This is a genomic window from Thalassospira sp. Z349TD_5 (genome assembly GCF_056173045.1).
This window is the reverse complement of sequence record NZ_CM149654.1, coordinates 3024322-3046222: the sequence shown is the minus strand read 5'-3', so window position 1 is coordinate 3046222 and position 21901 is coordinate 3024322. Positions and strand designations below refer to the sequence as shown.

Annotated in this window: 18 protein-coding genes; 10 read left to right on the top strand and 8 right to left on the bottom strand. The window is 54.2% G+C overall.

The genetic code is table 11. The features are described 5' to 3' along the window. Positions 1-83 precede the first annotated feature (83 nt). The 6 genes from AC0VXT_RS14140 (at position 84) to fdhD (ending at position 7242) form a co-directional block, all read left to right on the top strand. Positions 84-1082: a LysR family transcriptional regulator gene (locus AC0VXT_RS14140; RefSeq protein WP_475545933.1), complete on the top strand. Its 999-nt coding sequence runs from the start codon at positions 84-86 to the stop codon at positions 1080-1082. 123 nt (positions 1083-1205) lie between these two features. Beyond that, on the top strand, positions 1206-1679 hold the full coding sequence (locus tag AC0VXT_RS14135; protein WP_475545932.1) for a formate dehydrogenase subunit gamma: 474 nt from the start codon (positions 1206-1208) through the stop codon (positions 1677-1679). After that, on the top strand, positions 1676-3232 hold the full coding sequence (locus tag AC0VXT_RS14130; protein WP_475545931.1) for a formate dehydrogenase beta subunit: 1557 nt from the start codon (positions 1676-1678) through the stop codon (positions 3230-3232). The genes AC0VXT_RS14135 and AC0VXT_RS14130 overlap by 4 nt, the downstream gene beginning before the upstream one ends. 5 nt (positions 3233-3237) lie before the next feature. Further along, positions 3238-6117, top strand: a complete 2880-nt coding sequence (gene fdhF / locus AC0VXT_RS14125; RefSeq protein ID WP_475545930.1) for a formate dehydrogenase subunit alpha — start codon at positions 3238-3240, stop codon at positions 6115-6117. A 94-nt stretch (positions 6118-6211) separates the two neighbouring features. After that, a complete protein-coding gene (locus AC0VXT_RS14120) occupies positions 6212-6436 on the top strand; it encodes a formate dehydrogenase subunit delta (RefSeq protein WP_102782428.1) in 225 nt (74 codons plus the stop codon). Then, a complete protein-coding gene (fdhD, locus tag AC0VXT_RS14115; RefSeq protein ID WP_475545929.1) occupies positions 6433-7242 on the top strand; it encodes a formate dehydrogenase accessory sulfurtransferase FdhD in 810 nt (269 codons plus the stop codon). Before AC0VXT_RS14120 ends, fdhD begins: the two co-directional genes overlap by 4 nt. Before the next feature lie 2 nt (positions 7243-7244). On the opposite strand, the gene AC0VXT_RS14110 is transcribed toward fdhD, so the two are convergent. The 4 genes from AC0VXT_RS14110 to AC0VXT_RS14095 all read right to left on the bottom strand — a co-directional run bounded on the left by AC0VXT_RS14110 (position 7245) and on the right by AC0VXT_RS14095 (position 11659). Next, a complete protein-coding gene (locus AC0VXT_RS14110) occupies positions 7245-8285 on the bottom strand; it encodes a LacI family DNA-binding transcriptional regulator (protein WP_475545928.1) in 1041 nt (346 codons plus the stop codon). 204 nt (positions 8286-8489) lie between these two features. Continuing rightward, positions 8490-9983, bottom strand: a complete 1494-nt coding sequence (locus AC0VXT_RS14105; RefSeq protein WP_417823962.1) for a tripartite tricarboxylate transporter permease — start codon at positions 9981-9983, stop codon at positions 8490-8492. A gap of 38 nt (positions 9984-10021) precedes the next feature. Further along, on the bottom strand, positions 10022-10447 hold the full coding sequence (locus tag AC0VXT_RS14100) for a tripartite tricarboxylate transporter TctB family protein (RefSeq protein ID WP_022733344.1): 426 nt from the start codon (positions 10445-10447) through the stop codon (positions 10022-10024). A gap of 165 nt (positions 10448-10612) precedes the next feature. Next, positions 10613-11659, bottom strand: coding sequence for a type 2 periplasmic-binding domain-containing protein (locus tag AC0VXT_RS14095; RefSeq protein ID WP_475545927.1), 1047 nt, complete (start codon positions 11657-11659; stop codon positions 10613-10615). Positions 11660-12010: 351 nt separating this feature from the next. Here AC0VXT_RS14095 and araD point away from each other — a divergent pair, with 351 nt between their 5' ends. From araD to AC0VXT_RS14075, 4 genes are all read left to right on the top strand, one after another. Then, a complete protein-coding gene (araD, locus tag AC0VXT_RS14090) occupies positions 12011-13756 on the top strand; it encodes an L-arabinonate dehydratase (RefSeq protein ID WP_475545926.1) in 1746 nt (581 codons plus the stop codon). 69 nt (positions 13757-13825) lie between these two features. Further along, positions 13826-14737, top strand: a complete 912-nt coding sequence (locus AC0VXT_RS14085) for a dihydrodipicolinate synthase family protein (protein ID WP_475545925.1) — start codon at positions 13826-13828, stop codon at positions 14735-14737. Positions 14738-14766: 29 nt separating this feature from the next. Continuing rightward, positions 14767-16281 (top strand): aldehyde dehydrogenase (NADP(+)), encoded by a 1515-nt coding sequence (locus AC0VXT_RS14080; RefSeq protein WP_475545924.1) that lies wholly within the window; start codon positions 14767-14769, stop codon positions 16279-16281. 63 nt (positions 16282-16344) lie between these two features. Beyond that, a complete protein-coding gene (locus AC0VXT_RS14075; RefSeq protein WP_475545923.1) occupies positions 16345-17070 on the top strand; it encodes a ribonuclease activity regulator RraA in 726 nt (241 codons plus the stop codon). Positions 17071-17158: 88 nt separating this feature from the next. Here AC0VXT_RS14075 and AC0VXT_RS14070 read toward each other — a convergent pair whose 3' ends face one another. From AC0VXT_RS14070 to AC0VXT_RS14055, 4 genes are all read right to left on the bottom strand, one after another. After that, positions 17159-18424: an ROK family protein gene (locus AC0VXT_RS14070; RefSeq protein ID WP_475545922.1), complete on the bottom strand. Its 1266-nt coding sequence runs from the start codon at positions 18422-18424 to the stop codon at positions 17159-17161. Positions 18425-18566: 142 nt separating this feature from the next. Then, positions 18567-19748, bottom strand: coding sequence for a fumarylacetoacetate hydrolase family protein (locus tag AC0VXT_RS14065; RefSeq protein WP_276654477.1), 1182 nt, complete (start codon positions 19746-19748; stop codon positions 18567-18569). Further along, a complete protein-coding gene (locus tag AC0VXT_RS14060; protein ID WP_475545921.1) occupies positions 19745-20572 on the bottom strand; it encodes an ATP-binding cassette domain-containing protein in 828 nt (275 codons plus the stop codon). Before AC0VXT_RS14060 ends, AC0VXT_RS14065 begins: the two co-directional genes overlap by 4 nt. An 11-nt stretch (positions 20573-20583) precedes the next feature. After that, on the bottom strand, positions 20584-21849 hold the full coding sequence (locus AC0VXT_RS14055) for a sugar ABC transporter permease (protein ID WP_475545920.1): 1266 nt from the start codon (positions 21847-21849) through the stop codon (positions 20584-20586). Positions 21850-21901: the final 52 nt, after the last annotated feature.

Genomic DNA, 21901 nt, shown 5'->3' with positions numbered 1-21901 from the left:
TGTCTGCCAACCCGCGTCCTGTTGCAGGAATAACCTTTTGGTCTGTAGGGGCTATCGGTTATCCTGCAGCAAGGGCACTTTCCATGTATGAAGGCTGTCTGATTGGCTGTTCGATAGTGCCAGACAGCAAACTTAAGGCAGCACCCAATGTCACAAAGCGCATCGCATCTTTCGATGCCGGATACAAAATGATCGATAAACTCGAAATGTTTATGGTGCTCGCCCGTGAGCAGCATTTTGGCCATGCCGCCGAACATTGCGGCGTGACCCAGCCAACGCTTTCCAGCGCGCTACGTCAGCTTGAAGACCATCTTGGCGTTGTGCTGGTCAAACGTGGATCACGGTATCAGGGCCTAACCCCCGAGGGCGAACGTGTTCTGGAGTGGGCGCGCCATATTGTCGGCAGTACACGGTCGATGCGCGATGAAATGCGCGCCATGCGGTTTGGCCTGACCGGGCAGGTACAGATTGCCGTTATTCCAACCGCTCTTTCGATGGTTCAGGAACTGACCACCCCGTTTCGTGAAAAGCATCCTGATGTGACCTTTGCGGTTTTGTCGCGGACGTTAACCGAAATTCAGGCATTGCTGGATAATCTGCAAATCGATGTCGGGATTACTTACCTTGATAACGAACCGCTGGGGCGCGTGACGTCGATCCCGCTTTATTACGAACGCTATCATCTGGTGACATCGAATTTCGCCGATATCGGGGACCGTGATAGCATTACCTGGCAAGAAGCTGCGAAGTTTCCGCTTTGTCTGCTGACACCTGATATGCAGAACCGACGGATCATCAATCAGCATCTCAGCGAGGCCGGGGCAAAGATCAGCCCGACACTTGAAAGTGATTCGATGATTGCCCTGTTTACCCATGTGCATACGGGAAACTGGGCCAGCATCATGCCGGTTAAAATGATCAAGGAATTCAGCATACATGACCGGGTCAAATCGATCCCGATTGTGGAGCCTGATGCTGCACACCTTGTCGGGATGATTGCGGTCAAGCGTGAACCGGCAACGCCGGTGGTTTCGGCCTTGTTGAAAGAAGCCAAGCTGTTGTCGGAACTCGAACGGGCGTGAAAACCGCTTGATAGGTTTACGCTATCGCGTAACGGGACGGCTTTATTGAACCGGCGATGTATATCGCTGACACTACAAAGAACAATAAGAAATTCAATAGACTGCTTAGTGAGAGAGGCTGGCATGTCAAATCAGACCGAGGAACAAAACGTCCGGGTTGCGTCCATTTGCGACCAGATGTCAGGGCTCGAAGGCCCATTGTTGCCAATCCTGCATGAAGTGCAGGAAGAATTCGGGCATATTCCCGAAGGCGCACTTCAGACGATTTCCAAGAAACTCAATCTCAGCCGGGCGGAAGTCCATGGGGTTGCCAGTTTCTATCATGACTTCCGCGAAGAAAAGGCGGGCAAGCATGTGATTAAAATCTGCCGGGCGGAAGCCTGTCAGGCGATGGGGGCAGATGATCTTGGCGATCATGCCAAAAGCCGTCTTAAAGTCGATTGGTCGCAAACAACCATCGATCACAAAGTCACGCTTGAACCTGTTTTCTGTCTTGGTCTGTGTGCCTGTGCACCGGCGGCTATGGTCGATGGCAAGGTGGTTGGCCGGGTCAGTAAAGATCGCATGAACCGTATTCTCGATGAGGTGGGGGCATGAGTATCAAAGTTTATGTTCCGCTGGACTCCGGCTCTGTCGCCCTTGGTGCAGACGATGTCGCAACCGCAATCGCCCAAAAGGCCACAACAGCCGGAGCGGATATCAAAGTCGTTCGCAACGGATCGTTTGGCATGTACTGGCTTGAGCCGATGGTTGAAGTCGAAACATCGCACGGTCGTGTGGCCTATGGCCCGGTAACACCGGAAGACGTAGATGCGCTGTTTGCAGCCGACTTCCTGACCGGTGGGGAGCACAAGCTTTACCTTGGTCGGACCGAAAATATCCCGTTCCTCAAAAGTCAGACCCGCCTGACATTCCAGCGTTGCGGCTTTATCGATCCGGTGTCGCTTGAAGATTACCGAGCCTACGACGGACTTACCGGTCTTAAAAACGCACTTGAAATGACGGATGAGCAAATTGTCCAGTCCGTGACCGATAGCGGCCTGCGTGGACGCGGTGGTGCCGGTTTCCCGACGGGCATAAAATGGAACACCGTGCGCCAAGCCCCGGCGGAGCAGAAATACATTGTCTGTAATGCCGACGAGGGCGACAGCGGTACGTTTGCCGACCGTATGATTATGGAGGGTGAACCGTTTGTCCTGATCGAAGGCATGATCATTGCCGGTTTGGCCACCGGTGCGACCAAGGGATATGTCTACACCCGGTCGGAATATCCTGCTGCCATCCGCATCATGAACGAAGCCATCGAAGTTGCACGTGCCAACGGCGTTTTGGGCGAGAATATCCTTGGATCGGGCAAGACGTTCGATATGGAAGTCCGTATGGGTGCGGGTGCCTATGTTTGCGGCGAGGAAACATCGCTTCTTAACAGTATGGAAGGCAAGCGCGGTGTTGTCCGTGCCAAGCCGCCACTGCCAGCCCTTGAAGGGTTCATGGGCCGTCCAACGGTTGTTAACAATGTTATCTCGCTCTGTTCGGTTCCAGTTATTCTGGAAAAGGGGGCGGCTTATTATCGTGATTTCGGCATGGGTCGGTCGCGTGGTACCATTCCGATACAGATTGCCGGGAACGTCAAACATGGCGGGCTTTATGAGGTCGGCTTTGGCCTGACCCTTGGCGAGATTGTCGAACAGATCGGCGGTGGCACAGCCACCGGACGCCCGATCAAGGCCGTTCAGGTCGGTGGTCCGTTGGGGGCCTATTTCCCCAAGGAACTGTTCGATACGCCGTTCGATTACGAAGAGTTCGCCAAGCGGGACGGCCTGATTGGGCATGCCGGCATTGTTGTCTTTGACGACACGGTTGACCTGATGAAGCAGGCCCGTTTTGCCATGGAATTCTGTGCAATTGAATCGTGTGGAAAATGTACGCCATGCCGCATCGGATCAATCCGGGGCACCGAAGTTGTTGATAAGCTGGCACGCGGCGAAGACCCCGAATTGCAGATCGAATTGCTGACCGATCTTTGTAACACCATGAAGTTCGGCTCGTTGTGTGCCTTGGGTGGGTTTACCCCTTATCCGGTGATGAGCGCACTGACCCATTTCCCTGATGATTTCAAGCCTCATGCGCTTGACATAGCTGCGGAGTGAAAACGATGTCCATGATCAAAGAAATCGACTACGGAACCCCCGCCGCCAAATCCGAAAAAATGGTTACCCTGACCATTGATGGCAACAACGTGACCGTGCCCGAGGGCACATCTGTCATGCGCGCCTCAATGGAGGCAGGCATTCAGGTCCCCAAGCTTTGCGCGACCGATATGGTCGATGCGTTTGGGTCCTGCCGCCTGTGTCTGGTCGAGGTCGAAGGCCGCAACGGCACACCATCATCCTGCACCACACCGGCGACAGACGGCATGGTGGTGCGCACCCAAACGGACCGTTTGAAGAAAATCCGCAAAGGCGTGATGGAGCTTTATATTTCTGACCATCCGCTTGATTGCCTGACCTGTGCGGCCAATGGTGATTGCGAATTGCAGGATATGGCCGGGGCCGTTGGCCTGCGCGATGTGCGCTATGGCTATGACGGTGGCAACCATGTGAAGGTGCGTGATAACGGTGAAGAAAATCCGCGCTATATGGCGAAGGATGAAACCAACCCGTATTTCACCTATGACCCGTCAAAATGCATTGTCTGTTCGCGCTGTGTCCGGGCCTGCGAAGAAGTGCAGGGGACCTTTGCGCTGACCATCGAAGGCCGCGGGTTTGAAAGCCGCGTTTCGCCGGGCATGCACGAGGATTTCCTTGATTCCGAATGCGTATCCTGTGGGGCCTGTGTTCAAGCCTGCCCGACGGCGACGTTGCAGGAAAAATCGATCATTGAAATTGGCCAGCCGGAACATTCGGTTGTCACCACCTGTGCCTATTGCGGGGTGGGCTGTTCGTTCAAGGCGGAAATGCGCGGCGAAGAACTGGTGCGCATGGTCCCGTATAAAGACGGCAAAGCCAACCGTGGGCATTCCTGTGTCAAAGGGCGCTTTGCTTATGGTTATGCCAACCATAAGGACCGCATTCTGAACCCGATGATCCGCGAAAACACCTCTGACCCATGGCAGGAAGTTAGCTGGGAAGAGGCCCTTCGCTTTACCGCCGATAAATTCCGGTCCATTCAAGCCCAATATGGCAAGGGTGCGATTGGGGGGATTACCTCATCACGCTGCACGAACGAGGAAACCTTCCTTGTTCAAAAACTGGTCCGGGCCGGCTTTGGCAATAACAACGTCGATACCTGTGCGCGTGTCTGCCATTCGCCAACCGGCTATGGCTTGAAAACCACCTTTGGCACATCTGCCGGGACGCAGGATTTTGACTCTGTCGAACAGACCGATGTGGTCATTCTGATTGGGGCAAACCCGACCGATGGCCATCCGGTGTTTGCATCGCGTTTGAAAAAACGTCTGCGCGACGGGGCGAAACTGATCGTCATTGATCCGCGCCGTATTGATCTTGTGCGGACCCCCCATGTTGAGGCCGTCGCCCATGTCGCCTTGCGTCCGGGCACCAACGTTGCGGTTCTGACATCCTTGGCGCATGTGATCGTGACCGAGGGCCTGTTTGACGAGACGTTTGTCCGTGAACGCTGTGATTGGGATGAATTCCAGGATTGGGCAGCGTTTGTGTCCGATCCAAAACACAGCCCAGAAGCCATCGCCGACATGATCGGTGTGGATGCGCAAACCATGCGCAAAGCCGCACGGACCTTTGCCACCGGTGGCAATGGCGCGATCTATTACGGGCTGGGGGTTACCGAACACAGCCAAGGCTCGACAACCGTGATGGCGATTGCCAACCTTGCCATGGCGACCGGCAATCTCGGGCGTCCGGGCGTTGGTGTGAACCCGCTGCGCGGTCAGAACAACGTGCAGGGCGCTTGTGATATGGGCTCCTTCCCGCACGAGCTGCCGGGCTATCGCCATATTCAGGACAGTGCGACCCGCGATATTTTCGAAGATATCTGGGGTGTCAAACTTGATGATGAGCCGGGCTTGCGTATTCCCAATATGCTTGATGCGGCTGTCGAAGGCACATTCAAGGGGATTTACATTCAGGGTGAAGACATCCTGCAATCAGACCCCGATACCAAGCATGTCGCGGCTGGTTTGGCGGCAATGGAATGCGTTGTGGTTCATGACCTGTTTTTGAATGAAACAGCCAACCATGCGCATGTGTTCCTGCCCGGTTCGACCTTCCTTGAAAAAGACGGTACCTTTACCAATGCTGAACGCCGCATTAATCGCGTGCGCAAGGTGATGACGCCGCTTAATGGTTTTGCTGATTGGGAAGTTACGCAAAATCTGGCGCGTGCCATGGGACTTGACTGGAATTACACCCATCCGTCGCAGGTGATGGATGAAATTGCCGCCACCACGCCAAGCTTTGCCAACGTGAATTATGACCTTCTTGAACGTGAAGGATCGGTTCAGTGGCCATGCAATGACAAGGCGCCAAAAGGTACACCAGTCATGCATATTGATGGCTTTGTTCGGGGCAAGGGCAAGTTTGTGGTGACGGAATATGTCGCCACCGACGAACGAACTGGGCCACGCTTCCCCCTTCTTTTGACCACCGGGCGTATTCTTAGCCAATATAACGTCGGGGCACAGACGCGCCGTACGGCAAACACGACCTGGCATGAGGAAGATTTGCTTGAAATTCACCCACATGATGCAGAGCAGCGTGGGGTGCGCGATGGCGATTGGATCCGTTTGGCGTCGCGGTCTGGTGAAACCTCGCTTCGGGCGACAATTACCGACCGTGTCGCGCCGGGCGTGGTTTACACAACCTTCCACCATCCGGGCACTCAGGCCAACGTGATCACCACCGATTTTACCGACTGGGCGACCAACTGCCCGGAATATAAGGTAACTGCGGTGCAGGTCTCTTCGAGCAACGGACCGAGTGACTGGCAGGTCGAATATGACCGTCAGGCAGAACAATCGCGTCGCATTAAGCCACGTGTGGATGCGGCGGAATAAGATAAACTCCGCGCACTGTGTTAGGATCGAAAGAACCGCACAGTGCGCGGAAGTTCCGTGTAAAGAAAAGTTTACAAGCAAAGAGTAAGCACCAATGGCACCTGATAAGCTTGTCTATATGGCCAATCAGATCGCGACCTTTTTCAAATCCAAGCCCCACGACGAAGGTGTTGCGGGGGTGGCCGGGCATATCAGCGATTTTTGGGATCCACGTATGCGTAAGCAGCTATTTGACATGATTGCGGATGGGCATGATGGCTTCGAACCACTGGTTCTCGAAGCCGCTCCGGCGATCCGCAAGGTTAAAGAAACCGCATGAAACCCAAATCATCAGACAATTATATTGTTGATGGTCGGGACCTCGATATGGCGCGCGCGGTGTCGCGTGATGACGGCAATGATGATGCGCCCATGATCTTGCAGCCGGAAATCCCGGCTGCATTGACCTTTAATGGGCAATCGCATGCGGTGATGATGGTGTCTCCGCATGATCTGGAAGATTTCATGGTCGGTTTTGCCCTGTCCGAAGGCATTGCCGATAATGTTTTCCAAATCACCTTGCGTGACGTGCGGAAAACCCTTCAGGGCTATGTGATTGAGGCCGATCTGCACGAAGACGTGTTTGACCGTCTTGAAGACCGCCAACGCACCCTTGAGGGGCGGTCGGGCTGTGGATTGTGCGGTGTACAATCGCTTGATGCGGTTTCGATGGATAAAATCGGTACCGTGACGCCGGGCAATATGGCGCAGGATATCGTGTTGCGTGCGATTGATGCATTGCCTGATCATCAGACCCGCAACCGCGAAGGCGGCGGCCTTTTACACGCCAGCGCCTTTATCGATGTTAGCGGTAACATCCAACTGGTCCGCGAAGATATCGGACGTCATAACGCGCTTGATAAAGTATTGGGCGCTGTTGCCCGTCAGGGGATCGATACCACTGGTGGCTTTATCCTGATGACCAGCCGTTGTTCATACGAAATTGTGACCAAGACCGTGCAATGCGGGGTCGGAGGGCTTGTGACCCTGTCGGGGCCAACATTAACGGCAGTGAATTTAGCGCGGCAGGCGAGGCTTACCATGATCTGCCGCGAACGGCGTGGATTGTTTCGCCGGTTCGCCTGATATCAGGTTGACGCGCGCGCAATGATTTCAAATCCGATATCAATCGAATTGTTTGACAGGGGCTGATTGTTGATCCGGGCAACCAGGGCTTCTGCGGCCTGCTTTCCCAAATGGGTGCGGTTGACTTCAACCGTACTCAGGGCGGGCAGGGTAAAGGGGGCGAAGTTCTGATTGCCAAAGCCTATAGCGGCGATGTCTTCGGGGACGCGAAGGCCGCGTGATTGGGCCTCGATCAAAACACCATGGGCCAAAAGATCAGAACTGCACATGACAATCCCGTTTTTAAAGCCCAGTTCAATTCCCGTGGTCAAACCATTGCGGCCCCGCTCAATCGTTGCACCGGTTTCGTACAGGACTTCGGTCGGGGCATTGCCGGTGAGCTGATCAAATTGGGCGGCAAAGCTGTTTTTACGGCGTAATGCGCGTTCATCCCCGGCCGAAATAATCAAGGCATGCTCATAGCCGCAGGAAACGGCATATTTAGCCACTTCCTCGCCGGCCTTGATGTGGGAAAAGCCAATACAGACATCCAGTGGGTTTTCCGTCATGTCCCAGACTTCAACCACTGGAATGCCAGCCCCCAGTAACATCCGTTTGCATCCCGGCGAATGATGGATGCCGGTCAAAAGAATGCCATCAGGGCGGCGCGACAGCATGGTCGACAGGACAGCCTGTTCTTCGTCCTGTGAAAAGCCGGTTTCCGCCATCAGAACGTGATAACCCGACCCGCGAATGACATCGATGAAGTTTTGCATCAGATCGGAATAGATCACATTGGTGATCGATGGCACGAGCGCGGCAATTAATTGGCTGCGTCGTGATGCGAGCGCCCCGGCAACCATGTTGGGCACATAGCCGGTCAGCTCAATCGCATCCTGAATGCGTTTAAGCGTCGCCGCCGATACTTTTTTAGGATCATTGAGCGCACGCGATACCGTTACTTGCGATACGCCAGCAATACGTCCGACCGTCTCCATCGTGACGGAGCCGCTTTTAAGGTCGGCGGTGATAACCGGATCGCTGTGTTCTGCTATGCGTGACAAGTTGTTTTGTCTCTTGATCTGAGGGCCTTACGCCAAAACAACGTAAGGGCAAAAGTGCGAAAGCGAAATGTTCAGAGCCGGTCTTTCGATTGCTCTGAACACTACATCAGCCCAGTAGGGTGGGCAAGAAGCGTGGCTCGGGTAAAAGCCACTCCACAGCCAGGGAGGAGGCTGTGGAGGTTGTTTGTTGCTTCTTGCCCGGACTCACTCGTTTTCTGTCTTGTTCTTTTTCCGCGCAACGGAAATCGAAAACGCAATCGATATCGCAATCAGAACCCACAGCAGTCCGGCGATCCAGCTTTTGGTAAAGAAGATCGAAAACGTGCCAAAGGATTCCAGACTTTTTACGAAATAGATTTCCGCCGATGGGCCCAGAATAAAGCCGATGATAAACGGCGCAATTTCAAGCCCGATCTTGTGAGCCAGATAGCCAAACAGACCAAAGATCAAAAGCGTCCAGACATCGAACATCACGCCGTAATTAATCGTATAGGCCCCGACAACACACATCATTAGAATGATCGGGAACAGGATGTTTTTTGGTACCGTCACGACCTTGGCCAGGTGCCGGATGGCAAATACCATAACCAGAAACATCACAATGTTGGCAACCAGCATGGCAATGATCATGGCATCCCATGTCACCGGGTTGTTGCCGATAAACAGGGGGCCGACCTGAATGCCTTGCAGGGTAAAGGCGCCGATCAGGATGGCGGTGGTTGAATCACCGGGGATGCCAAGCGACAATAGCGGTACCAATGCGCCGCCCGTCAGGCCATTATTGGCACTTTCTGATGCAATCACACCGGCTGGCTCACCCTTGCCGAATTTTTCAGGGGTTTTGGAAAAGTTCTTTTCCTGACTATAGGCCAGAATGGATGCGGCACTGCCGCCAACACCGGGCAGAATGCCGACAAAGGTGCCGATGGCCGATGAACGGAACAGATTGACGAACTGACCTTTGAAGATGGAAAGTTTGAACGGCTTTCCACCAATCTTGACCCCCGATAAGCTCTGCCCTTCTTTCATGCCTTGTTCGGCTTCGATCAGGATGGTGGCAAGGCCAAACAGACCGATCAGAACCGGCAGTAACGAAAAGCCGCTTTCGAGATAGTATTCAAGGAACTCAGGCACGAGGCGCAATTCACCATTGCCGCCGCGCGAAATGTCATAGGCGCCAATCAGGCTGATGAAGATACCCAGAAACCCGCTGAAAATACCGACCAAAAGGCTGCTTGAAAGAGCGGCCATGACGGTCAGGGCAAAGAAGATGATCAGGAATTTTTCGATATAGGAAAACTTGATGGCAAAATCGGCCAAGGCCGGGGCAAACAGGTAAAGGGCGGCAAGACTGAACAACCCGCCGATCAGAGATGATGTAATCCCGATTTTAAGCGCGCGTTCGCCTTCGCCGTTCTGCGTCATCGGATAACCATCAAGCGTCGTGGTGATCGATGACGGCGTGCCCGGAATGTTGAGCAAAATGGCAGGAACCAGCCCGCCGGAAATCCCGCCAACATACAATCCAAGCAACAGGGCGAGACCGTTTTCAAGGCCAAGCGAATAGGTCAGTGGCAAACACACGGCAACGGCCATGGTGGCGGTCATGCCCGGAATAGCGCCGAAAATGATGCCGATCACAGTGCCCGCGGTAACCAATGTGAAGAACATCGGCGTCAGAATGGATAGGAGTTCCATGATAAATCTCTTGGCTCAATCCGTGCCGGGGCAGGCCCTTATGGCAGCGAAATGTTGAAAAGTTCGGACAGGATGTACCAGACGATGGTTGGCGCGATCAGGGCGTTTGCGCCTGCGATCAGCAATGTCCGTCGGGTGCGCTCGTGCAGGAAAAGGGTGCTTAGCGCAAACAGGTACGGGATCGAACACAGGTAAAACCCAAGTCCTGTATTTGGGAAGAAGTCCCCAACCGATGGCATGGCCGTAAAATAGATGACCGTCAGGACCAGTGTTCCGAAAAAGCGCATATGATCGATGCCAGCAGGCCACCATGGGCCATTGGTAATCGTGGCAAGCATCGTGCGCCCGCGGGTAATCAAAATGGCCGTAAAAAGAATTCCCAGGATTATGGCAATGATCGTTGGGAAAATCATATGCGACGTATCGAAATCGATTGTCACATGAAAAGGGGAGTCAAATGACATGGGACGCCTCCGGGATGTGCCTGTTTTGACCCTACGTTACGCATTTTCATGAAATTAGAAAATCAGGTCAGGCTTATTTTACGGGAAATAGCGGCGGGCGACCACACGCATTGACCCGATCAGGCAAGAGCGGCCCGGCACATCAATGCCGGGCCATCCAGTATTTTAGTTAGTCGCAATCGCGTCGATGACATGACGATATTCGTCACGTTTTGCCTTCAGGTAAGTCGCAGCTTCGGCCTGCGGCCTGTAATTCGGGATGAAGAACGATGCTTTTTGCGTTTTCTGGATATCACCAGCGGCATAGATTTCTTTCAGTGCGGTGTCGATGGCCGCAATCTGTTCGGCATCCATGTCCTTGTTGAATAGGAAGAAGAATTCCTTGTCGAAGGTGAAGTCTTTTGAACCGTCAAGGGTGACGCTGACATTCGGGGTGGTGAATGCCAGAAGTTCGTCACGGGTGGTGTCGCCCATGCCTTCGGGGTTTGCCTGTTCGATGGTCTCTTCGCGTGCGGTCAACCAGATAAAGCGCATTGCTTTTTGATCATCTGCATCAAGCTGGGTGAACTGTTCGTTGGCCTGAACCGACCCGTTGATGACATCGGCCTGACCATCAAACATCAACTGATTTTTATCTGCCTGCGAACCGGTGTTGACTGGAACGATGTTTTCTTCGGCACCCGGATGGGTCACTTTTACAGCGTTTTTCAGAGCCGAGAACCCGATTTCCGAAACACCACCGGCCTGAATGGCAACGCGAACGCGTTGACCAGCGGCCGCAGCAGCAATCACGTCTTCCATCGACTGCATCGGCGAATTTTTCGCTACGAGATACGCATTGCCCGGATTGATCGCGACCGTCGGGCCGACAACGTAATTATCAAAGATATCGTCATAACCGCGCACACCGTACAGATTTCCAAGATAGGATTGATCGTGGAAGATCATGATGGTGGTGCCACGCGAATCGCGTTGCAATGCCTTGAAAGCTTCGCTGGAGCCAACGGCATCGACTTTTACGTTGATGTCGAGTTTCTTGGCGAGTGCCTCGGCAACGATCGCGCTGTTCTGGTAGGTGTCGCCACCGGTTGATTTCGAGCCGATGACAAGGCGAATGTTACTTGGTAGATCAGTAGCCGAAGCCAGAACAGGTGATGCAACCATGGCGGCGAAGCCAGCAGCAGCGGCGATGGATTTAAAGAGTCCGGTCATAAGATTTCCTCCCGAATGACGCGTTCCTGACGATGGGGGTATCCCCGTAATGCCCGCTTGGTGTGGTTCCCAAGTGGAGGGTGTTGCTTGTTCTTATTGTTGCTTTGGCTTGTAAATTTAAAAGCCATATGTATGCGCATACATAACTTGATACATCTTGTTTCAATTGGTGTCAATTGCTGAGTTTCTCGGATATTTTGTGTATTATATAGAGTATACTTGTGCATGTAAGTTTACTTGACATCTTGTCCTTGTATGCGCATACATAGGTCATCAATGAAAAGTGCAGGCTCCTGTTTTTCGTGTAACATGTGGAAAACAGGGAAAAAGCCGAACTACGGGAGGGACGCCATGTCCGAGAAACATAAAAAAGCTGCAGAAGATCTTAGAAGTGCGCGCTGGTTTGCGCCCGATGATCTTCGTTCGTTTGGTCATCGTTCGCGTCTGATGCAGATGGGGCTTGATCCTGAGGATTGGACCGGGCGTCCGGTCATCGGGATCCTTAATACATGGTCGGAGCTTAATCCGTGCCATGCGCATTTCCGTGAACGTGCCGGTGATGTGAAAAAGGGCGTTCATCAGGCGGGTGGTTTCCCGGTTGAACTGCCATCTATTTCGGTTGATGAGTCGTTCACCAAACCAACCTCGATGCTGTATCGCAACTTGCTTGCGATGGAGACAGAAGAACAAATCCGGTCTCATCCGCTTGATGGTGTTGTCCTGATGGGCGGGTGTGACAAAACCACACCGGGTCTGGTGATGGGTGCGCTGTCGGCGGGTGTCCCAATGATCTATCTGCCTGCCGGTCCGATGTTGCGTGGCAACTATGCCGGTAAAATCCTTGGTTCGGGCTCGGATGCCTGGAAATATTGGGACGAACGGCGTGCCGGTAACATCAGTGACGAAGAATGGGTTGGGGTCGAAGGCGGCATTGCGCGTTCATATGGTCACTGCATGACCATGGGAACTGCATCGACCATGACAGCCATTGCCGAGGCGATGGGGCTTTGCCTGCCGGGGGCGTCATCCATTCCGGCACCGGATGCCGGTCATATCCGTATGTTGACCCAATGTGGTCGCCGTATTGTTGATATGGTCTGGGAAGATTTGACGCCGGAAAAAATTGTTACTCCAGCATCGGTCAAAAATTCCGCCGTTGTCGCGATGGCAACCGGCTGTTCGACCAACGCGGTTGTGCATATGCTGGCCATGGCGCGCCGTGCATCGATTGATCTGACACTCGATGATCTTGATGCGCTGGGTCGTACTACGCCCTTGATTGCCAACATTCGACCATCGGGCAAAGATGACTACCTGATGGAAGATTTCTATTACGCGGGTGGCTTGCGTGCGCTGATGGCGCAGCTTGGAGATAAGCTTGATACGTCGGTGACGACCGTGACAGGTAAAACCCTTGGCGAAACGCTTGAGGGGGCGGTTGTTTATAATGATGATGTCATTCGGCCGCTGTCCAATCCGGTCTATCATCAGGGGTCGCTTGCGGTTTTGCGCGGCAATCTGTGCCCAGACGGGGCGGTGATCAAGCCTGCAGCCTGTGATGAGCGTTTCCGCAATCACGAGGGCCCGGCACTGGTGTTTGATAGCTATCCGGAAATGAAAAAGGCGGTTGATGACGCAAACCTTGATGTCACGTCCGATCACGTCATGGTTCTGCGCAATGCGGGTCCGCTTGGCGGGCCCGGTTTCCCCGAATGGGGCATGCTACCCATTCCAAAAGCCCTGATCAAACAGGGGCATCGTGACATGCTGCGTATTTCTGATGCCCGGATGTCAGGAACGTCTTATGGGGCATGTGTGCTGCATGTGGCACCGGAATCCTATATTGGCGGTCCACTGGCGTTGCTGAAAACCGGTGACATTGTGCGGCTTGATCTTGATAGCCGTCGTTTGGATATGCTGGTCGATGAAGAAGAAATCGAACGCCGTCGTGCTGCGTGGCAAAAACCCGAGCCGCGTTTCCAGCGTGGCTATGGCTATATGTTTGGCAAGCACGTGACACAGGCCAATGAGGGCTGTGATTTCGATTTCCTATCGCCGAAATTTGGTGAAACCGCCGGCGAGCCGGACATCTTCTAAACGCAAAAAGACGCAAAGCGGGGGCTATCTATGGCCCCCGCGAACCGCATCACTCAGGGATACAGTTCAATGGCACTTTCAAAAGCCGATCTGCGTGGCGTGCTGTCCGGGATTTCGGGCATTCTTGTTACGCCGTATGACGACAATGGCGACATCGCGCCAACCAAGCTCAAACCGATTATCGACCGTGCACTTGCAGCCGGAGTTCATTTTCCGGTGGTCAATGGAAATACTGGCGAGTTTTATGCGCTGACCACGGATGAGGCCATCACCATGGCAAAATCTGTTGCTGAAATGCTCGATGGTCATGCGCCGATGCTGGCCGGTATCGGGCGCGGCGTGCGCGATGCCTGCGCATTGGCCAAGGCATCGGCGGATGCCGGTGCAGAAGCCTTGATGATCCATCAGCCGCCTGATCCGTTCGTCGCGCCACGCGGTGTTGTTGATTACATCAAACGTATTGCTGATGCGTCCGGCGGGTTGCCGATGATGCTGTACCTGCGCAATGACATGATTGGTACCAAGGCGATTGCTGACCTGTGTGCTGTCGACGGTGTTGCGGGTGTGAAATGGGCGACGCCAAACGCCATGAAACTGGCTGATGCGATCAATGCATGTGATCCTGATATTGTCTGGGTTGGTGGTTTGGCCGAGACTTGGGCACCAGCATTTTACGCGGTTGGTGCACGCGGCTTTACATCGGGTCTGATCAATGTTTGGCCGGAACGTTCCATGGCGATCCACGCTGCCCTTGAGGATGGTGATTATGCCAAGGCACGTCAGTTAATCGGTGAAATGAAGGCATTCGAAGACGTCCGTGCCGAAGAAATGAACGGTACGAACGTGACGGGTGTCAAAGCAGCGCTTAAACTGCTGGGGGATGATTGTGGCGCGACGCGTCCGCCGTCTGCATGGCCGCTGACCGATGAACAGCACAAAAAACTGACCACGTTTATGCGTCAAAACAATCTTGTAAAATAAGGCGGCTCTGCCGCACCAAGGAGGCATCTATGTCCTATAAACTAACCGGCAAACATCTGATCGCGGGCAACTGGGTCGCAGGCGATGCGACGTTCCAGTCCGAACCGGCCCATGGTCCGGCCAATACATTCCCGGTTGGCACCCCGGCATTGGTCGATCAGGCCGCCAAGGCCGCCGAAGACGCATTTTGGTCCTTTGCTTATTCCACCCGCGAAGACCGCGCAGCATTGCTGAATAAGATTGCTGATGAGATCGCCGCACGCGGTGATGAAATTACCGAAATTGGCACGCAGGAGTCCGGGCTACCCGAAGCCCGCCTGAACGGCGAACGGGGCCGCACGGTTGGGCAGCTTCGTCTGTTTGCGAGCCATATTCTTGATGGTGCGTATCTTGATCGTCGCCATGACGAAGCATTGCCGGATCGCGCGCCCTTGCCGCGCCCGGACCTGCGTTTGATGCAGCGTCCGATCGGTCCGGTGGCTGTGTTTGGTGCATCGAACTTCCCGCTGGCATTCTCTGTTGCTGGTGGCGATACGGCGTCGGCCCTGGCAGCGGGCTGTCCGGTCGTGGTCAAGGGGCATTCGGCCCATCCAGGCACGGGTGAAATTGTCGCTCAGGCGATTGATGCCGCGATCAAGGCATGTGGCGTCCATCCCGGTGTGTTCAGCCTTATTCAAGGTGGTAAACGCGATGTCGGGCAAAGTCTGGTGCAGCATCCGCTGATCAAGGCGGTTGGCTTTACCGGATCGCTTGGCGGCGGCCGTGCGTTGTTTGATCTGTGTGCAAGTCGCCCAGAACCAATCCCGTTCTTTGGTGAGCTTGGATCGGTCAATCCGATGTTTATGATGCCGGTCGCCATGAAAGAACGCGGCGAGGCGCTTGGCAAAGGCTGGGCTGGATCATTGACCATGGGGGCCGGGCAGTTCTGTACCAATCCGGGGATCGCAGTTGTGATTGACGGGCCGGATGCCTATTCTTTTGTGAATGCGGCCAAGGCTGGTCTTGCCGAGGTTTCGGCTCAGACCATGCTGACCGATGGCATGGCAGATGCCTATCGTGCTGGCGCAAAACGGATTGCTTCGACCAGTGGTGTCAAAGACGTTTTGACCACGTCGTGTGATCTGCGCAATGCAACGCCGTATCTGTTTGAAACCACCGGTGAAAACTGGCTTTCAAATCGTGAATTGGGCGAAGAAGTCTTTGGCCCGCTTGGTCTTGTCGTCCGGGTTAAGAACATGGAAGAAATGCTTACCATTGCCAAGGCGCTTGAGGGACAGTTGACTTGCACGCTGCATCTTGATGGTGGTGATGCAGGGGATGCCCGGTCGTTGATGCCGATTTTGGAACGTAAAGCTGGTCGTGTTCTGGCCAACGGGTTCCCGACCGGTGTGGAAGTTTCCGACACTATGGTGCATGGCGGGCCGTATCCGGCATCGACCAACTTTGGTGCGACGTCGGTTGGTACCATGGCCATTCGTCGGTTCCTGCGTCCGGTTTGCTATCAGAACATCCCGGCGGATGTGTTGCCGGCTGATCTTGTCTGATTGTGTTTTCCCAATGATATTGCCCGGCTGTGCGTGGCCGGGCACTCTACGGAGTAAAGAAGTATGAGTGATTATGTCCTGAGTGATGCAATCCGTAACAAGCTTAAACGGGTAAGCACCGCGTCGTTATGTACGGCCCTTTTTAAGCGCGGCATTCGCAATCAGTTCATCCAGAATGTCCAGCAGGTTGCCCCTAAGAGTGAAAATATGGTTGGGCAGGCCTATACGCTGCGCTATATCCCCGCACGTGAAGATCGCAATCCGATTGAGGTGTTCCGAGATCCAAACCACCCGCAGCGCGTTGCCGTTGAACAATGCCCGGAGGGATATGTTTTGGTGATGGACAGCCGCAAGGACGCGCGCGCGGCATCGGCGGGATCGATCCTTGTAACCCGTTTGATGAAGCGTGGCGTCGAGGGGATCGTGACTGATGGTGGTTTCCGGGATGCCGATGGCATCGGAAAACTTGCCATTCATGGATATCACTCGCGCCCGTCGGCACCCACCAACCTGACCCTGCATGAGGCCTATGACCTTAATGTACCGATTGGGTGTGGCGATGCACCCGTGTTTCCCGGTGATGTTTTGGTTGGTGATAAAGACGGTGTTGTTGTTCTTCCGGCGCATCTTGCTGATGAGTTGGCCGAAGAATGTGCCGGTATGGAGAGCTTTGAGGACTTTGTTCTTGAAGAAGTTATGTCAGGCAAGCCGATCATTGGTCTTTATCCGGCAACCAAGGATGAAACCAAGGTCAACTTTGAAGCATGGCGCAAAAAGAACGGTCGCTAAGGCTTAATTGTACTGCCGGAACAAGACAAGAGCCGCTCCGAAACGGGGCGGCTTTTTTTGTGGTTCGGGCTCGACATCGCGTTGAGTGTTAGGTGTTGGTACCTGCCTTGAACATGTTTTCGTCATGACGCAGCAGGCTTTGACCAATCGCGCCTTGAAGGGCCAGATCCTTGTCCCATGCCAGATGGACGATTTCCGGGCCGCGGTGCAATTCAGGGACTTGCGCGAGATGCAGTCCGCGTTGCAATTCCGGCGCCATCAGGTCATAGGCCCGTGCGCCTGACCCGGTGATGAAAATCCGTTTGGGACCAATCAAGGCAATCAGATTGGCAATGCCATATCCAAGAACCTTGCCTGCATGCCGAAACAGATCGGCAAGGTCTTCGTTGCCAGCCCGTGCGCGTGCGACCAGATCCATCATTTGTTCTTCGCTGGGATGGAGGCTGTTGGCATCGGCAAGGTCAATCAGGCCAAGCGCATCGCGCAAAATGGCGTAATCACCTATATATGCCTCAAGACATCCGCGTCGCCCGCAATTACACAGCGGACCATCGGGCTGATACTTCATGTGACCGAATTCGGCGGCGGTGCCAAAATGGCCATTATAGACATTGCCATTTAACACCAGCCCCATGCCAATGCCATATCCCAGCATGATTACGGCAAAATCGCCACCGCCATGCAATGTGGTGTTCTGGGTGATGGCTGTGGCAATACAGTTGGCGTCATTGGACATTTGCACAACTCCGCCATAGCGTTCGCTTAACGGTCGGGTAATGGCAATTTGACGATGACGCAGGGCGGGTGACCAGATGATTTCGCCGCTGTTGCTATCGGTTACGCCTTGTACTGCGACGCTGATGCCGACTGGCGGGTGTGTGATGATGTCACTGTTATCTTTGATGAAGCTGTCAATCAGCGTGATCAGGGTGTCAATCAGTTGCCGGTCGGTTAAATCACGGGTTTTGATGCTGTGTTCGGTGTTGCGTTCGATTTCGCCTTTGAAATTGCCCAGTGCGATCTCGATCAGATTGATTGTCAGCTTGACGCCAATGACGCACGCCGCACCGGGGACCAGATCAAGCAGTACCTTTGGGCGGCCACGTGTTGTGCCATGTGTGCCGTTGGCGTTGGGCGTGCCATTACCATTAGCTGCACCAAGTGCGGCGGCCTGACTTTCCTGCACCAGCCCCTGTGCCATCAGATCGGCGGTAAGGGATGTGACTGTTGCCGGGCTTAAGCCCGTGGCCGTGCCGATATCGATGCGTGCCGCCGGTCCATGAATACGCAGATAGCGCAAGATGGCAATCTGGGATGGTTGGCGCGGGGTATCGCTTTCGGTGCGACGGCTCATGCGGTGGGCCTGCTTTCAGGTGTCAGTGGCAAGACGGGGCGGATAAAACTGTCCGCACCCCGTCTTGCTGATATGGGCATTTTTCATCCCGTTTTGGCAAGGGGATAGAAAATCGGAAAGTGCCGCAGCAAATTACCCGTCCTTAAAGCAAACCACGTGCGGCAAGGTTGGTCATAAGGGCGGTGATCCCGAACTGCCAAGGATTGATCACGTCCGAGCGATCCACCTGATTGATCAGTTTGCCAAGGCTTGGCGTGGCAATGGTCACAAGGTCGCCCATTTCGTGGGTAAAGCCCTTGCCCGCACCGCCCCGGTCATCGGTCGGGGCAAACATGGTGCCCAAAAACAGCATAAAGCCATCGGGATATTGGTGATGTTTGCCAATGGCCTGTGACACAAGGCTTTCGGGGGATCGGCTGATCTGGCTCATCGAGCTTACCGCATCAAGGTGATAGCCATCCGGGCCATCGACAGCCATGGCAAGATCAGCACCCTTAACCGTTTCAAGGGTGAAGCTATCATTAAACAGGCGGATGAAGGGCCCGATTGAGCACGACCCGTTGTTGTCTTTTGCCTTACCCAGAAGCAGGGCGGAGCGGCCTTCGACATCGCGCAGGTTGACGTCATTTCCAAGGCTGGCACCGACGATTTTTCCCTGTGATGTGACTGCCAGAACGACTTCGGGTTCCGGGTTGTTCCATGTTGAAATCGGATGCAGGCCAACATGCGCGCCATGACCAACGGCGGACATAGCAGGCGACTTGGTGAAGATTTCCGCATCCGGGCCAATGCCAACTTCGAGATACTGTGACCATGCGCCTTTTTCGATCAGGACCTTTTTGATATCGGCGGCTTTTTCCGATCCCGGTTCGATCTGTGAAAGGTCATCGCCGATGATACCGGTGATTTCGGTGCGAATTTGATCGGACTTACTGGAATCGCCACGGGCCTGTTCTTCGATCACGCGTTCCAGCAGGCTGGCAACGAATGTGACACCACTCGCCTTGATCGCCTGCAAATCATTGGGGCTGAGGAGATGGGCAGTGTTTTTGTCAGCACCCGGTTTCGACTGTGCGAGAACATCTTCAAGGGCGCCAACGATGGGGAAGTTTGCCGGACGCGCCAGTTTGCCAACCAGATCGCCGATTTCAAGAAGCTGGCTGACGGTTGGGGCGATGCTGCTGATGTCGCGCAATTTATCACCATCAACCAGTACCGGTGTTGGGCCGGAAACGCGTGGATCCCATATGCGTCCAATCAAAATGGCATGGTTGGCATCATCTGGCAGGATGTCATTGAGGTTGGTTGGGAAGCCGTTGGTCATAAGGGTGTCTCGCTTGTCTGGGTGTTGGTCGCGCCCGGTCCGGCCAAATGCAAAAGATGTTCGGGCATCTTGCCCAAAATGATCATGCCAAGAACATCATCATGGGTGACATCTTCTGTTCTGACGCTGCCGACCAGTTTGCCGTTTTTCATCACATGAAGGCGATCAGAGAGATCAAATACATCATGAAGGTCGTGACTTATCAATAGAATACCAAGCCCGTCATGTTTGAGCTTGTTAATCAGTTCGCAGACCATTTTGGTTTCATGCACGCCAAGTGCGGCGCAGGGCTCATCCATGATCAGGACACGTGCTTCAAACAAAAGCGCACGTGCAATGGCCACCGACTGGCGCTGACCACCCGACAGGGCAGACACCGGAGATGTGAATTTTTTGAAGTTCGGGTTCAGCCGGTGCAGGACTTCACGCGCCTTATGTTCCATGGCGGCGTCATCAAGGAAGCCAAACTTGTTGACAAACTCACGCCCCAAGAACAGGTTCTGCGTGGCATCAAGGTTATCGGCAAGGGCAAGGTTCTGATAGATCGTCTCGATATTATTGTCGCGGGCATCACGCGCATTTTCAATTTTGGCTTCCTTGCCGTCGACGACGATTTGCCCGGTATCGGCCTGATAGGCCCCTGACAGGATTTTGATCAGGGTCGACTTGCCTGCCCCATTATGGCCAAGCACCCCAACGACTTCGCCGGGATATAGGTCGATGGAAACGCCATCCACCGCCTTGACCCCGCCAAAGCTGACATGGATGTCGCGCATTTCGACCAGCGGATTTTTATCGGTGTTGGTATCATTCATATCTGGCATATCCGGTCTCCTTACGCGGTCGGGTCGCTATAGCGGCGGTGGAAATACTTGTCGCTAAAGACGGCCAGAACAAGAACCAGCCCAATCACGATACTTTGTAGCGACGTATCAACACCCAAAAGCGCCATGCCGCTTTGCAGGCTTTGCATCACAAGTGCGCCGATGAGAGCCCCGTAAATCGTACCGACACCCCCGGCAAGTGATGTGCCGCCGATGACAACGGCAGCAATCACACGCAGCTCATCAAGCGTGCCAAGGTCGTTGCCTGCTGATTGCAGGCGGGCCGATGATATCGCGGCACTGATGGCGCACAAAACCCCCATCAGGGCAAACACGGCAACGGTCATGCGTTTGACATTGATGCCCGCCAGTTCGGCTGCCTGCGGATTGCCGCCAATCGCAAAGATATACCGGCCAAAACGGGTGCGCTTGACAACAACGGTCAGGATAATCGCAACCAGGGCGACGATCAGAAGCGGAATAGCAATGCCGTGCGAGATTTCGATATTTTCCGGGGTCACCGGGATGCCCTTGTTCTCAAGGATTCGCTCGGCAGCACGGGTCGGCAGGTGATAGGCGTTTAAGGTTGTGACAACGGCTAAAACCAGTCCGGCCTTGACGATGGTATTGGTGTGTTCTGCCCAAATCGGCTTGACCGGAAAATCAAAGGCTAGGCGACGACGACGGTCCATGATGGCGACATATATGATGGCCGCAATGGCAACCGCAGCAACGATCCAGCTCCATGTTGCGCCAATCGTGCCTTCGATCCCGCCGCCCAGTAAAATGAAATTCTGATCAAGCGGGGCAACGGTACGCCCTTGCGTAACCCACCATGCTGACCCACGCCAGACCAGAAGTCCGCCAAGGGTAACAATAAAGGCAGGCACGCCGAGGTAGCCAACAGCAAGTCCCTGTATCCCGCCGATGGCAGCGCCAACCGCAATGCCGATCAAAAGGGTAAGCGCCCACGTCATCGGGTGATTGTAATCAAGGAATTGCGGGAGAAAATCGGTTTGAACAACACCCATGATCATCGCCAGAACGCCAAGGATCGCCCCAACGGAAAGGTCGATATGGCGGGTGACGATAATCAGAACCATGCCGCAGGCCATAACAGCCACAGAGGCCGTCTGAACTGACAGGTTAAAGATATTACGCGGGGTGATAAAGCGCCCGCCCGATGCGATATCAAAACCGACCCATATGATCAGCAGGACGAAAGCCAGACCGATCAGTCGGCGGTCAACTTCCATTTTCGAAAGCAGTCGTGACATGAAAAAGCTCGTAAAGCAGCGGGGCCGACGTGCTGTATTCTGCGCATGGATA

Coding starts and splice junctions, on each gene's coding strand:
- AC0VXT_RS14140 (WP_475545933.1), top strand. CDS start 84: ATGTATGAAGGCTGTCTGATTGGCTGTTCGATAGTGCCAGACAGCAAA.
- AC0VXT_RS14135 (WP_475545932.1), top strand. CDS start 1,206: ATGTCAAATCAGACCGAGGAACAAAACGTCCGGGTTGCGTCCATTTGC.
- AC0VXT_RS14130 (WP_475545931.1), top strand. CDS start 1,676: ATGAGTATCAAAGTTTATGTTCCGCTGGACTCCGGCTCTGTCGCCCTT.
- fdhF (WP_475545930.1), top strand. CDS start 3,238: ATGTCCATGATCAAAGAAATCGACTACGGAACCCCCGCCGCCAAATCC.
- AC0VXT_RS14120 (WP_102782428.1), top strand. CDS start 6,212: ATGGCACCTGATAAGCTTGTCTATATGGCCAATCAGATCGCGACCTTT.
- fdhD (WP_475545929.1), top strand. CDS start 6,433: ATGAAACCCAAATCATCAGACAATTATATTGTTGATGGTCGGGACCTC.
- AC0VXT_RS14105 (WP_417823962.1), bottom strand. CDS start 9,983: ATGGAACTCCTATCCATTCTGACGCCGATGTTCTTCACATTGGTTACC.
- AC0VXT_RS14100 (WP_022733344.1), bottom strand. CDS start 10,447: ATGTCATTTGACTCCCCTTTTCATGTGACAATCGATTTCGATACGTCG.
- AC0VXT_RS14095 (WP_475545927.1), bottom strand. CDS start 11,659: ATGACCGGACTCTTTAAATCCATCGCCGCTGCTGCTGGCTTCGCCGCC.
- araD (WP_475545926.1), top strand. CDS start 12,011: ATGTCCGAGAAACATAAAAAAGCTGCAGAAGATCTTAGAAGTGCGCGC.
- AC0VXT_RS14085 (WP_475545925.1), top strand. CDS start 13,826: ATGGCACTTTCAAAAGCCGATCTGCGTGGCGTGCTGTCCGGGATTTCG.
- AC0VXT_RS14080 (WP_475545924.1), top strand. CDS start 14,767: ATGTCCTATAAACTAACCGGCAAACATCTGATCGCGGGCAACTGGGTC.
- AC0VXT_RS14075 (WP_475545923.1), top strand. CDS start 16,345: ATGAGTGATTATGTCCTGAGTGATGCAATCCGTAACAAGCTTAAACGG.
- AC0VXT_RS14070 (WP_475545922.1), bottom strand. CDS start 18,424: ATGAGCCGTCGCACCGAAAGCGATACCCCGCGCCAACCATCCCAGATT.
- AC0VXT_RS14065 (WP_276654477.1), bottom strand. CDS start 19,748: ATGACCAACGGCTTCCCAACCAACCTCAATGACATCCTGCCAGATGAT.
- AC0VXT_RS14060 (WP_475545921.1), bottom strand. CDS start 20,572: ATGCCAGATATGAATGATACCAACACCGATAAAAATCCGCTGGTCGAA.
- AC0VXT_RS14055 (WP_475545920.1), bottom strand. CDS start 21,849: ATGTCACGACTGCTTTCGAAAATGGAAGTTGACCGCCGACTGATCGGT.